Below are 12,025 nucleotides of genomic sequence, written 5' to 3' on the forward strand. Positions count from 1 at the left end.
TGGGGGAGTCACGCTTGGACGCACGCCGTGACAGAAGGTTCGAGGATGAACTGAACCGCGAGCCTGCGTATACTGGCGCGCTTGGTTTAACGATCTGGTTTTTTGGCTGATTTTTCGGAGCGCCCGCATGTCCGGCAACACTTTCGGCAAGCTGTTCACTGTCACCACCGCCGGCGAAAGCCACGGCCCGGCGCTGGTCGCTATCGTCGACGGCTGCCCGCCGGGGCTGGAGCTGGACCTGCAAGACCTGCAGCGCGACCTCGACCGGCGCAAGCCGGGCACCAGCCGCCACACCACGCAGCGTCAGGAGGCCGATGAGGTCGAGATTCTCTCGGGTGTCTTCGAGGGCAAGACCACCGGCGCCTCCATCGGCCTGCTGATCCGCAACACCGATCAGAAATCCAAGGACTATTCGGCGATCAAAGACCTGTTCCGCCCGGCCCACGCCGATTACACCTATCACCACAAGTACGGCATCCGCGACTACCGCGGTGGCGGACGCAGTTCGGCAAGGGAAACCGCCATGCGTGTGGCTGCAGGCGCGATTGCCAAAAAGTACCTGGCAAGCCAGGGCATCGTCATTCGCGGCTACATGAGCCAGCTGGGCCCGATCCAGATCCCCTTCAAGACCTGGGATTCGGTAGAGGACAATGCGTTTTTCTGCCCCGACCCTGACAAGGTGTCGGAACTGGAAGCCTACATGGACCAGCTGCGACGTGATCAGGACTCGGTCGGTGCGAAAATCACCGTGGTCGCAGAAGGCGTGATGCCGGGTCTCGGCGAGCCGATCTTCGATCGTCTGGACGCTGAACTCGCCCATGCGCTGATGAGCATCAACGCGGTCAAGGGTGTGGAAATCGGTGCCGGTTTCGACTGTGTTGCCCAGCGTGGCACCGAGCACCGCGACGAGATGACGCCACAGGGTTTCCTGTCCAATCACGCGGGCGGCATTCTCGGCGGTATTTCCTCCGGCCAGCCGATCATCGCGCATCTGGCGCTCAAGCCGACCTCAAGCATCACCACGCCAGGGCGTTCGATCGATGTCGATGGCAACGCCGCCGACGTCATCACCAAGGGTCGGCATGACCCGTGTGTCGGCATCCGTGCCACGCCGATTGCCGAGGCAATGATGGCCATCGTTCTGCTCGATCACTTGTTGCGTCATCGCGGTCAGAACGCCGACGTCAGCGTCAACACACCTGTGCTGGGGCAGGTGTAATGCACGCCGTCACGGTTGCGGACTGCTAGCGTGGCGCAACCTGCCGGCGGACAGCTGCCTTACTGGCGGCTGTCCGGGTTCTACGTATGCTATTTCGCCTTGCTGGGCCTGTCGGCGCCTTTCATGGCCCTTTACCTGCATCATCTGGGTTTTTCCAGCGCACGGATCGGCGAGCTGGTCGCCATTCCCATGCTGATGCGCTGCGTCGCGCCCAATCTCTGGGGGTGGCTGGGTGATCACACCGGTTGGCGTCTGACGATTGTGCGGTCTGGCGCCATCTGCACGTTGCTAGCGTTTTCGCTGATCCTGGTCGAAAAAAGCTATGCCTGGCTGGCGATGGTCATGGCGCTCTATGCGTTCTTCTGGCACGCCGTCCTGCCGCAGTTCGAAGTCATCACCCTCGCACACCTGCAAGGCCAGACCTCGCGTTACAGCCAGATCCGCCTGTGGGGCTCGATCGGTTTCATTCTGGCCGTCGTGGTGCTGGGGCGGGTATTCGAATGGTTCAGCCTGGACCTGTTTCCCTACATCGCGCTGGCGATCATGTCCGGTATCGTTGTCAGCAGCTGGTGGGTGCCGAATGCGCATCCCGCACCGTCGAGCCGCGAAGCCGGGGCGGGCGGTTTTCTCAGGCAACTGGCGCGCCCCGGTGTATGGGCGTTCTACCTCAGTGTCGCGCTGATGGTGCTCAGCCATGGCCCGTATTACACCTTCTTGACCCTGCACCTCGAAGAACTCGGTTACAGCCGCGGCCTGATCGGCGTGCTATGGGCGGTCGGCGTGGTGGCTGAAGTGCTGATGTTCATGGTCATGAGCCGGATTCTGCAGCGCTTTACCGTGCGCCAGGTACTGTTCGCCAGCTTCCTGCTGGCCGCATTGCGCTGGCTGCTGCTGGGCCTGTTTGCCGATCACCTCACCGCACTGCTGATTGCCCAAGTGATGCACGCCGCCACGTTCGGCAGCTTTCACGCCGCTGCCATTCATTTCGTACAAAGTAGCTTCGGTCCGCGTCAACAAGGTCAAGGGCAAGCGCTTTATGCCGCCTTGTCCGGGGTCGGCGGGGCGCTAGGCGCTCTGTATTCCGGTTACAGCTGGAACGCGCTGGGGCCGACCTGGACCTTTGCCATTGCCAGCCTTGCAGCGTTTGCCGCTGCCGTCATGATTGTCACACCCAAGAAAGAGGAAGGTGTATGAGCCGCGAACAATTGAGCCTGGAGATCATCGAAGCCGGGCGTTTTCTGTATGGCCGAGGCTGGTCGCCTGCCACTAGCAGCAATTATTCCGCACGCCTTTCTGCCAGCGAGGCGCTGTTGACCGTATCCGGCAAGCACAAGGGCCAGTTGGGCCCTGACGATGTGCTGGCCACCGATCTGGCTGGCAATAGCCTGGAGCCGGGTAAAAAGCCGTCTGCCGAAACCTTGCTGCATACCCAGCTGTACAGCTGCAGGCCGCAGATCGGTGCCGTGCTGCACACCCACTCGGTGAACGCGACCGTGTTGTCGAGGCTGACCACGGCCGATCATCTGGTGTTCGAGGATTACGAGCTGCAAAAGGCCTTTAGCGGCGTGGTCACTCATGAGTCGCAGGTCGTGGTGCCGATTTTCGACAACGATCAGGACATTGCCCGTCTCGCGGCAAAGGTGCAGCCTTGGCTGGACACCCATCCCGAGTGCGCCGGCTACCTGATCCGCGGTCATGGTCTCTACACTTGGGGGGCAAAAATGAGCGATGCCTTGCGCCAGATCGAAGCGTTCGAGTTCCTGTTCGAGTGCGAACTGAAAATGCGCGCGGTCTTGAACCGCTGACAACGTCTTGCCAAACCAGCCTGTAAGCCTGACCGGCCTGTAAAAGCCGGAAGGCGTTGCACCAAACCGAGGATTCACGCATGAGCAGCCTGTCCGTTTATCACGTTTCAAGCCCTGATATACCCAACAAGGTGCTGACCCATCTGGAAGACATCGCGTCGACGCTGGCCGAGCATGGCGTGGCGTTCGACCGCTGGGAGGCCGCCACGCCGATCACTCCCGGTGCCAGTCAGGAAGAGGTGATCAGCGCCTATCGCACCCAGATTGACAGGCTGATGAGCGAACGCGGTTATGTCACCGTGGATGTCATCAGTCTCAACAGCGATCACCCGCAAAAAGCCGAATTGCGCGCCAAGTTTCTTGAAGAGCACCGCCACGGCGAAGACGAAGTACGCTTTTTCGTCGCCGGGCGGGGCTTGTTCACCTTGCACATCGACGATTATGTGTACGCCGTGCTGTGCGAAAAGAACGATCTGATTTCCGTACCGGCCGGCACGCGGCACTGGTTCGATATGGGCGAGAACCCGCACTTCGTTGCCATCCGCCTGTTCAATAATCCGGAAGGCTGGGTAGCAAACTTTACCGGTGAAGACATTGCGGGCCGTTTCCCACGGCTTGAAGACTGACAGGAGCCCCATTCTGATGCCCATCAAAGCTATCCTCACGGATATCGAAGGCACCACCAGTGCAGTGAGTTTCGTTTTCGATGTGTTGTTTCCGTTCGCCAGAAAGCACTTGCCCGCATTCGTTCGTGAAAATGCCGAGCAACCGGCCGTGGCGCAGCAGCTGCAGGCGGTGCGTGACCAGGCCGGTGAGCCTGACGCTGAGGTCGAGCGCGTCATTGCAATATTGCTGGAATGGATCGCCGAAGATCGCAAGGCCACGCCGCTCAAGGCTCTGCAGGGGATGGTCTGGGAGCAGGGCTACAACGCCGGACAGCTCAAGGGCCATGTTTATCCGGATGCTGTCGATGCCTTGAAGCACTGGCAGCAACAGGGTTACCGGCTTTACGTTTATTCCTCGGGCTCGATTCAGGCTCAGCAATTGATTTTCGGCTGTTCCGAGGCAGGCGATCTGTCCGGCCTGTTCAGTGGTTACTTCGATACGACGTCCGGCCCCAAGCGCGAAGCGCAGTCCTACCGGACCATTGCGCAGGCAATGGACTGTCCTGCCGAGGACATTCTGTTCCTGTCGGATATCGTCGAAGAGCTCGATGCTGCAAAGGCCGCCGGCATGGCCACCTGTGGTCTTGCGCGTGATGGCGGGGCGCTTGCCGGGCACACGTATGTGGCCAGTTTTGCGCTTATCGATCCAGCCTCTTTCTAGAAAACTCCCGCCTGCTGTGCGCGGCATCGTCCTGATGCCGCTGCATCGAAGTCCAACGCTTAAACACTTCTTTTGTAAGGTATTTCCTGCTTTTTGGTGAGCGATTGCCTGGTCGAAAGTACGTTGAATCTGTTTGTTCTGTTCGCCGTTTTTCAACGTGATTATTCGTGTAAGTTCTGCGCCATCGTCAACGGGGTTACGGTCAACACCTGTACCGATTTCCCGGCGAAGAAGGAGCGGCAGCGATGGGCAGTGCCATGACAGAAAGCGCAACCAGGGACTTATTGATACAGCAGATGGTGAGCACGATTACCGAGCTCGATGGGCAGGCCGCCATCGAAAACGCACTCGAATGGTTACGGCGCGAATGCAACAGCGAGCGCGCGATGTTCTTTCAGTTCAAGGGCCCGGTGTTACTGACGTTCATCACGTCCAACGTCGACGATGCCTGGGGCGATGCCTACCGCCAGCACGATTTGATCACGCAAGACCCGGTGATCCGTTGTTATCGCAATCAACTGGGCTTCCTGAACTGGCAGGATGCGTTCAGGCAATACCCCGTATCAGCCTTTTATGACGCGCTCGTCGATACCTGTGAACTGCTTCCGGCCATCTCCTACGGCTACACCAATCATTGTCGTGGTGCCGACAGCGTGACATCGGTGTGTACCCTGGGCGAAGTGGAGCGGCCCATCAGCGCTGAACAAAAGTACCTCATGAGCAGTCTCATGCCGGTGCTGCACAGTGTCGCGCGGGGTCTAAAGTTCTGTTCACGCGGTCTGACCCATCGTGAGCTGGAAGTGTTGCAGTGGGCCAGGGATGGAAAGACGGCCTGGGAGATCTCGATGATCCGCGACGTGTCGGAGTCGACGGTGAAGTATCACCTCAAGACCATCTACTCCAAGCTGGGCGTTGCCAACAGGGCACAGGCGGTGGGCGAAGCACTTTGTCGGGGGCTGATCAGGTAGCCGACCAGGACAACGCAGGCAAAAAAAAGCCGCGAGAACAAAGTGTAATCGCGGTAAACAAGGGATGAGAGAGCGTACAGCGGATGCCACCCATCAGGGTGGCGGGCAAATCAACGTGTGTGGTACGTCGGCAGATCAAAACGGTGCTGGCTTTGCAGCATCGAGATAGCTGGCAGCTCGCTGGCTTGTGCAGCCAGATCGCGGCGAATAGCGCTGATTACCCATTCCAGTTGAACCGGAGTGTGCAACTGAGCATAAGAGACTGAGCGACGGATCTGCTTACCATCCTGGGTACGCAGTGACAACAGAACACCACCATCAGGACGCGGCTGAGTGGTGACGGTGTAGTCGGAGAATACGGAAGCGAATTTTTCTTGAATAAAAGTCATGTGAGGCGGCTCCATTGCTCATGGGATAACAAGCTTGCAAGTACTATTGCAGTGTCTGTGCCAGACTTTCTCTTAAATTAAATCCTTTAAAATCAATAGCTTAAAATATTTTCTATTTTCAGGCTTCGTGCATTTTGCATGAACACCCGTCGTGCGCCCTGCATTTTGCCGTTTCTTGCACGATAGGGGTCGGGCAGAAGGGGGATTGCATAGCTTCTGGCGATCAAGAGCAGGCATTGCGCATCCGGATCGATGCTGATCGAACAGCTGGCGAGAGTTGAGGTCAGTGTGTTTATCAGTGCCGGGTCAACATATGTCCGGAGTAACGTGCGCCAAGGAGTAGTTAATGACCGATACAGATATCAGCGCCTCGAAAACCATGACTGAAGACGAAGCCGCCGAGTTCGCCGAGCAGGTATTCGATGTGGCTCGCCAGGGAAATGCCGTCATGCTGGACCGTCTGCTTGAAAAGGGCGTGCCCGCAGATCTGCGCAACCACAAGGGCGATACGCTGCTGATGCTGGCCAGCTACCACTGCCATGCGGATGCGGTCCGTGTGCTGCTGAACCACAAGGCTGATCCTGAAATCCGCAACGATAACGGCCAGAGCCCCATCGCCGGCGCAGCGTTCAAGGGCGATCTGGCAGTGGTCAGGTTGCTGGTCGAGGCGGGCGCCGATATAGACGGTGCCTCTGCTGACGGCCGTACCGCATTAATGATGGCGGCGATGTTCAACCGCAATGAGATAGTCGATTACCTGATCAGTCAGGGCGCAGACCCGCATGCCACCGATGCCAAGGGCATCACTGCACTGGGCGCCGCTCAGGCAATGGGCGCGATCGTCACCATCGAGCAGTTGAGCAAAATGGGCGTGCAGCCAGCCCGGTCCTGACAGCGAGTGCACTGACAGCAAAGCATGAACACATAGAGGCGCGCTGGATTTACCGTTATCCTTCGCGCCTCTTTTTTTGCCCGCTATCAGGATCGCCCCCATGAAAGACTCACTGGTCGAATTAATCAGCAAAGTCAGCTCCGGCTGCATGGGCGACGATGAAATCGTGCATATTGCCGATGAAGCCGCGCAGGCGTATGCCGATCCGCAGGCATTTCTGGCCGCCAACCCTGATATCAACTACGACGATACATTCCCGATCCCGCTGGGCGAGTGGGTCGTGGTGGGCAGCCTGCCGGAAACCGTTCTGTTCCAGGCCGACAGCTACATGGACCTGTTCGAGCAGATCGTTCAGTCGTTTGGCAAGGACGTGACCTTCAACATCAAGCCCAAGCAGTTGGCCAAGGTCGAGCCGCTGGTTGCGCTCAATCGCATTCAGATTCAGTTGAGCAGCATGAACAAGGAGATGGGCGGCTATGTGCTGATGAACTTCAGCCAGCCACTGGATGACGAGTTGCAAGCTGTGCTGGTGTACGGCCGTGACGAAGCGCGCGTAGTCGAGCTGGCAGCATCGGCGGGCATCCATGCCGCACCTGCACTGCAAGCACTGCGCGGCTAACCCAGCGCCGTATCGAGAAACATCATCACCGCAAAGCCGCCCATCAGGCCCAGGGTTGCCGAGGTCTGATGGCCATTGCGGTGGGTTTCCGGGATGACTTCATGGGACACCACGAAGATCATCGCGCCTGCCGCCAGCCCCATGCTCAGCGGATAGGCGATGGCAAAGCCGCTGGAGATACCCAGGCCCACCAGTGAGCCCAGTGGCTCCATGAGGCCGGAACCGATGGCTACCAGCATCGCCTTGAAGGCCGACAGGCCGGTCGCACGCAGGGCCAGCGCAATGGCCAGACCTTCGGGAATGTCCTGAATGGCGATGGCGGTGGTCAATGGCAGGCCGACATTCATGTCGCCGCTGGCGAAACTGACGCCAATCGCCATGCCCTCAGGCAGGTTGTGCAGGGTGATCGCCAGCACGAACAGCCAGACCCGGCTGATTCGCTCCGAATGAGGCCCCTGGCGGCCTACGCTTTCATGTTCGTGCGGGGTGAACCTGTCCAGCCCCAGCATCAGTAGCACACCCAGCCCCAGACCGGCGACAACCGTAGCAGCTGCCCACGGCCCGCTGTCGGTAATGTCCCGGGCGGCTTCCAGGCCTGGAAGAATCAGCGAGAACGAGCTGGCCGCCAGCATCATCCCGGCGGCAAACCCGAGCATGATGTCCTGAGCGCGTTGCGAAACATTGCGCAGTGCAACCGCCATTACTGCGCCTAGCGCCGTCGCCAGAAAACCAGCGATACCGCCGAGCAAGGCGTGATTGAAGTTGACCTGACTGGTGCCATAGAAAGCGTTGTAAAGACTGATGCCACCCAGGCCGACGACGATCAGCAGGGCTAGGGCGAAGCCCAGGCTTACCAGCGGGCTGCCCTGAAGCTGGTTTAACCAGGCCGCCCAGGGCGTTCGGGATGATGCGGGCGTAGGCATTGATAGGGCTACCTTTGTAAAGGGGGAGAAAGCAATGGTGACTGAAATACAAAGTCGACCCCGTCTGGGAGCCCGAGAATATAAGGTTGGTTCAACGGAACCCCCGAACGGCGCGACTATCCTAGGAGGGTAAGCATTCAATTTAGGGGCAACACCATGGGTTCTAGCTTCAACGGCCTGGTAGGCTTGATCATTCTGGCGCTCGATATCTGGGCCATCATCAACGTCTTGAAAAGCGGTGCCGAGACTGGCAAGAAAATCCTTTGGGTATTGCTGATCGTACTGCTTCCTGTGGTGGGCCTGATCATCTGGGCAATCCTCGGGCCGCGTGGCAACGTACGTATGTGATACGTCCATACGCTGGGCAAACAACGCTTGATTACCCTGGGTAATCAGGCGTTTTTCGTTTCATGCGCCGGGCATTCGCGGCGGCAGTGACACGCTAAGCTGCATAGAGGTTCGACCTGTCATGTTCCTCGACGTAGAATGCGCGCCTTTGTTGTGGGCGGTCGGCCGTCCTGTCATCAGTACCCAGCGGGAGCTTACCCATGAGCGATTATCAGGAAACGTTATACGAAGGCTACGGCCAACGCTTTCGTATTGAAAAAATGCTTCACGAAGTACGTACCGATCACCAGCACCTGGTGATCTTCCAGAACCCGCGCATGGGCCGTGTCATGGCGCTGGACGGCGTCATTCAGACCACCGAAGCGGATGAATTCATCTACCACGAAATGCTCACCCATGTGCCGATTCTGGCGCACGGTGCGGCCAAGCGTGTGTTGATCATCGGCGGCGGCGACGGCGGCATGCTGCGTGAAGTCGCCAAGCACATGAGCGTCGAACACATCACCATGGTCGAGATCGATGCGACCGTGGTCGAGATGTGCAAGGAATATCTGCCCAATCATTCCAGCGGTGCCTTCGACGATTCACGTCTGAACCTGGTCATCGACGATGGCATGCGCTTCGTCGCGACCACCGAAGAGAAGTTCGACGTGATCATCTCCGACTCCACCGATCCGATCGGCCCGGGTGAAGTCCTGTTCTCGGAAAACTTTTATCAGGCCTGCCATCGCTGCCTCAATGAAGGCGGCATTCTGGTCACCCAGAATGGCACGCCTTTCATGCAGTTGAGTGGCGTGCAGACCACAGCCGGGCGCATGAACGGTCTGTTTGCCGACTGGCATTTCTATCACGCTGCGATCCCTACTTACATCGGCGGAGCAATGACCTTCGCCTGGGGCTCAACCAACAAGAGCTATCGCAAACTGCCGCTGGAAACCCTGCGTCAGCGTTTCTCGGGCAGCGGTATTGTTACGCGTTATTACAATCCGGAAGTCCACATCGGTGCGTTCGCCTTGCCGCAGTACGTTCTGCAGGCCGTAGGCAAGGCCAGCAACGACTGATGAGTCGGTCCGGCTCCTCGAGCCGGATTTTCTCGAGCGTGGCCTGTGAGGCTTTATAAGCGCTTAATTCGCGACAGAAATTTCACACGATCTGTCACAAAATTGCGCGCGAAGCTGAACAGGCACGCGTCTTCATGGGCTGACCTGGCCCCTGTCGACCCGCAATCAAGTAATATCTGCGCCCTGTCGCGCGCCGTCTCCTTCAAGAAGAGGGCGGCGCTGCACTCTGAACCTACCCCTGAATCCACCGGATCCTGACAACCATGGCCAAAACGGACGCCCAGATTCATCGGCAAGCCCGCCTGCAAAACCCCACTGTCAAATCGCATCTGGCGTACATCCTGCTCAGCGGCTTCGCCCTGATGGTGATGTACACGCTGTTGCGTATCGGTCTGCTGGTCTACAACCGCGAGATGATTGGCGACACGCCTGCCTCGACGTTCCTTGAAGCACTGTTCAACGGCACGCGCTTCGACCTGCGCCTGACCGTGTACCTGCTCATTCCGCTGGTGCTGTCGCTGTTCAGCGCACGCGCCATGGCGGCACGCGGGTTCTTCCGTTTCTGGCTGACGCTGGTTGGCAGCATTACGCTGTTCTTCGGCTTGATGGAAATGGACTTCTACCGTGAGTTTCACCAGCGCCTGAACGGTCTGGTGTTTCAATACGTCAAGGAAGACCCAAAGACTGTTCTAAGCATGCTCTGGTACGGTTTCCCGGTGGTCCGTTACCTGCTGGCATGGGCCGTGGTGACATGGCTGCTGAGCCTGGTGTTCAAGGGCATTGACCGTGCAACCCGTCCACGTGTCGCTGCAAAAACCAGCCCGGAGGCCACTCGCTCTGTCGCGCCGTGGTATGTGCGCGCCGGGGTGTTCGTTATGGTGTTGCTGGTCATGGTGGTCTGCATCCGTGGCACTCTGCGTCAAGGCCCGCCGCTGCGCTGGGGCGACGCTTACACCACTGACTCCAACTTCGCCAACCAGTTGGGCCTCAACGGCACACTGACGTTGATCACTGCGGCAAAGAGCCGTATGTCCGAAGATCGCGACAACATCTGGAAAGCCACGCTGCCACAGAACGAGGCCCAGCAGACCGTGCGCGACATGCTGCTGACCCCGAATGACAAGCTGGTCGAGCCGGATATTGCCGCTGTGCGTCGCGACTTCACGCCGCCGGCAGAGAACACCTTGCCGATCCGCAATGTGGTCGTGATCCTGATGGAAAGCTTCGCCGGTCACTCGGTGGGCGCCCTGGGCAACGATGCCAACATCACGCCGTACTTCGACAAGTTGTCCAAGGAAGGCCTGTTATTCGATCACTTCTTCTCCAACGGTACCCACACCCACCAGGGCATGTTCGCCACCATGGCGTGTTTCCCGAACCTGCCGGGCTTCGAGTACCTGATGCAGACGCCGGAAGGCAGCCACAAGCTGTCGGGGCTTCCGCAATTGCTGAGCACGGGTCGCAACTACGACGACGTCTACGTCTATAACGGCAACTTTGCCTGGGACAACCAGTCGGGCTTCTTCAGCAACCAGGGCATGACGAACTTTGTCGGCCGTGAAGACTTCGTCAACCCGGTGTTCTCCGATCCGACCTGGGGTGTTTCCGACCAGGACATGTTCGACCGTGGCGCGCAGGAGCTCAAGGCCCGTCAGGACGGAAAGCCGTTCTATGCCTTGCTGCAGACCCTGTCCAACCACACGCCGTATGCGCTGCCGGATCCTCTGCCGGTCGAGCGCGTCACCGGGCACGGCTCGCTGGACGAGCATTTGACCGCCATGCGTTATGCCGACTGGGCGCTGGGCCAGTTCTTCGAGAAGGCCAAAAAAGAGCCTTACTACAAGAACACGCTGTTCGTAGTGCTGGGCGACCACGGTTTCGGTAACGACAAGCAACTGACCGAAATGGACCTGGGCCGTTTCAACGTGCCTCTGCTGTTGATCGGCCCTGGTGTGCAGGAGAAGTTCGGTCAGCGCAGCAGCATCGTGGGGACGCAGGTCGACGTCGTGCCGACCATCATGGGACGTCTGGGTGGTCTGAACCGCAACCAGTGCTGGGGCCGCGATCTGCTGAACCTGCCTGAGGGTGACAAGGGCTTCGGTGTGATCAAGCCGTCGGGCAGTGAGCAGGTGGTCGCTATCATCAGCGGCAACCGTATCCTGATCGAGCCGACCGAGATGCCTGCCAAGTTGTTGACTTACACCCTTGGCGCCAAGCCGCATGCCGAAGAAGTGCCTGATGCGCCCGACACGCAGGAGCTCAAGCGCAAGCTGGAAAGCTTCCTGCAGACGGCCACCAAGAGCCTTCTGGATAACACGGCAGGTGTAGAAGCCAGCAAGAACCGCAACTGATGACAACCGACTCGTCCGGGCGACCGGCGAGTCGGATCAGTCAAGCGACAAGGGCCCTCGGCATTGACTGCGAGGGTCTTTTTTTTGCCCGGCATGGCTGGCCCTGCGGCGCAATCGGTTGAAC

The 12,025-nt window shown here is 58.9% G+C and carries 13 protein-coding genes; 11 read left to right on the forward strand and 2 right to left on the reverse strand.

Annotation, left to right across the window (positions count from 1 at the left end):
* Positions 1–127 precede the first annotated feature (127 nt).
* From aroC to JOE39_RS02910, 6 genes are all read left to right on the forward strand, one after another.
* Positions 128–1,219, forward strand: a complete 1,092-nt coding sequence (gene aroC / locus JOE39_RS02885) for a chorismate synthase (protein ID WP_024682750.1) — start codon at positions 128–130, stop codon at positions 1,217–1,219.
* Between the two features lie 30 nt (positions 1,220–1,249).
* On the forward strand, positions 1,250–2,413 hold the full coding sequence (locus JOE39_RS02890) for an MFS transporter (RefSeq protein WP_010425964.1): 1,164 nt from the start codon (positions 1,250–1,252) through the stop codon (positions 2,411–2,413).
* Positions 2,410–3,024: a methylthioribulose 1-phosphate dehydratase gene (locus tag JOE39_RS02895; RefSeq protein ID WP_003396398.1), complete on the forward strand. Its 615-nt coding sequence runs from the start codon at positions 2,410–2,412 to the stop codon at positions 3,022–3,024. The genes JOE39_RS02890 and JOE39_RS02895 overlap by 4 nt, the downstream gene beginning before the upstream one ends.
* A gap of 80 nt (positions 3,025–3,104) precedes the next feature.
* Positions 3,105–3,650 (forward strand): acireductone dioxygenase, encoded by a 546-nt coding sequence (locus tag JOE39_RS02900; protein ID WP_003423469.1) that lies wholly within the window; start codon positions 3,105–3,107, stop codon positions 3,648–3,650.
* A gap of 16 nt (positions 3,651–3,666) precedes the next feature.
* Complete coding sequence (mtnC, locus tag JOE39_RS02905) at positions 3,667–4,350, forward strand: acireductone synthase (protein WP_096133352.1); 684 nt, start codon at positions 3,667–3,669, stop codon at positions 4,348–4,350.
* Positions 4,351–4,595: 245 nt separating this feature from the next.
* Positions 4,596–5,318 (forward strand): LuxR family transcriptional regulator, encoded by a 723-nt coding sequence (locus JOE39_RS02910; RefSeq protein ID WP_004418428.1) that lies wholly within the window; start codon positions 4,596–4,598, stop codon positions 5,316–5,318.
* Positions 5,319–5,428: 110 nt separating this feature from the next.
* Here JOE39_RS02910 and JOE39_RS02915 read toward each other — a convergent pair whose 3' ends face one another.
* Positions 5,429–5,707 carry a DUF3509 domain-containing protein gene (locus JOE39_RS02915; RefSeq protein ID WP_003315128.1) on the reverse strand — a complete coding sequence of 93 codons (279 nt, stop codon included), beginning with the start codon at positions 5,705–5,707 and terminating at the stop codon, positions 5,429–5,431.
* A 346-nt stretch (positions 5,708–6,053) separates the two neighbouring features.
* On the opposite strand from JOE39_RS02915, the gene JOE39_RS02920 reads away from it, so the two are divergent.
* Both JOE39_RS02920 and JOE39_RS02925 read left to right on the forward strand, forming a co-directional pair.
* On the forward strand, positions 6,054–6,599 hold the full coding sequence (locus JOE39_RS02920; RefSeq protein ID WP_210077923.1) for an ankyrin repeat domain-containing protein: 546 nt from the start codon (positions 6,054–6,056) through the stop codon (positions 6,597–6,599).
* A 100-nt stretch (positions 6,600–6,699) separates the two neighbouring features.
* Positions 6,700–7,218, forward strand: coding sequence for a hypothetical protein (locus tag JOE39_RS02925; protein ID WP_065350227.1), 519 nt, complete (start codon positions 6,700–6,702; stop codon positions 7,216–7,218).
* Here JOE39_RS02925 and JOE39_RS02930 read toward each other — a convergent pair.
* Positions 7,215–8,141, reverse strand: coding sequence for a ZIP family metal transporter (locus JOE39_RS02930; protein ID WP_024693040.1), 927 nt, complete (start codon positions 8,139–8,141; stop codon positions 7,215–7,217). The two genes, JOE39_RS02925 and JOE39_RS02930, sit on opposite strands and share 4 nt — an antisense overlap.
* Positions 8,142–8,297: 156 nt before the next feature.
* Between JOE39_RS02930 and JOE39_RS02935 the strand changes: the two genes are divergently transcribed.
* The 3 genes from JOE39_RS02935 to JOE39_RS02945 all read left to right on the forward strand — a co-directional run bounded on the left by JOE39_RS02935 (position 8,298) and on the right by JOE39_RS02945 (position 11,901).
* Complete coding sequence (locus JOE39_RS02935) at positions 8,298–8,489, forward strand: PLDc N-terminal domain-containing protein (protein WP_003315122.1); 192 nt, start codon at positions 8,298–8,300, stop codon at positions 8,487–8,489.
* A gap of 200 nt (positions 8,490–8,689) precedes the next feature.
* Entirely contained in the window at positions 8,690–9,550 is an 861-nt protein-coding gene (speE, locus tag JOE39_RS02940; protein WP_003423476.1) for a polyamine aminopropyltransferase, read from the forward strand.
* Positions 9,551–9,813: 263 nt separating this feature from the next.
* Positions 9,814–11,901 (forward strand): LTA synthase family protein, encoded by a 2,088-nt coding sequence (locus JOE39_RS02945; protein WP_210077921.1) that lies wholly within the window; start codon positions 9,814–9,816, stop codon positions 11,899–11,901.
* The last annotated feature ends 124 nt before the right edge of the window (positions 11,902–12,025 follow it).

Source organism: Pseudomonas sp. PvP100, assembly GCF_017833055.1.
In the GTDB taxonomy this organism is placed as follows: domain Bacteria; phylum Pseudomonadota; class Gammaproteobacteria; order Pseudomonadales; family Pseudomonadaceae; genus Aquipseudomonas; species Aquipseudomonas syringae.

Bases quoted from the DNA above. Each gene is read 5' to 3' on its own strand.
- aroC (WP_024682750.1), top strand. From the start codon at position 128: ATGTCCGGCAACACTTTCGGCAAGCTGTTCACTGTCACCACCGCCGGC.
- JOE39_RS02895 (WP_003396398.1), top strand. From the start codon at position 2,410: ATGAGCCGCGAACAATTGAGCCTGGAGATCATCGAAGCCGGGCGTTTT.
- JOE39_RS02900 (WP_003423469.1), top strand. From the start codon at position 3,105: ATGAGCAGCCTGTCCGTTTATCACGTTTCAAGCCCTGATATACCCAAC.
- mtnC (WP_096133352.1), top strand. From the start codon at position 3,667: ATGCCCATCAAAGCTATCCTCACGGATATCGAAGGCACCACCAGTGCA.
- JOE39_RS02910 (WP_004418428.1), top strand. From the start codon at position 4,596: ATGGGCAGTGCCATGACAGAAAGCGCAACCAGGGACTTATTGATACAG.
- JOE39_RS02915 (WP_003315128.1), bottom strand. From the start codon at position 5,707: ATGACTTTTATTCAAGAAAAATTCGCTTCCGTATTCTCCGACTACACC.
- JOE39_RS02920 (WP_210077923.1), top strand. From the start codon at position 6,054: ATGACCGATACAGATATCAGCGCCTCGAAAACCATGACTGAAGACGAA.
- JOE39_RS02925 (WP_065350227.1), top strand. From the start codon at position 6,700: ATGAAAGACTCACTGGTCGAATTAATCAGCAAAGTCAGCTCCGGCTGC.
- JOE39_RS02930 (WP_024693040.1), bottom strand. From the start codon at position 8,141: ATGCCTACGCCCGCATCATCCCGAACGCCCTGGGCGGCCTGGTTAAAC.
- JOE39_RS02935 (WP_003315122.1), top strand. From the start codon at position 8,298: ATGGGTTCTAGCTTCAACGGCCTGGTAGGCTTGATCATTCTGGCGCTC.
- speE (WP_003423476.1), top strand. From the start codon at position 8,690: ATGAGCGATTATCAGGAAACGTTATACGAAGGCTACGGCCAACGCTTT.
- JOE39_RS02945 (WP_210077921.1), top strand. From the start codon at position 9,814: ATGGCCAAAACGGACGCCCAGATTCATCGGCAAGCCCGCCTGCAAAAC.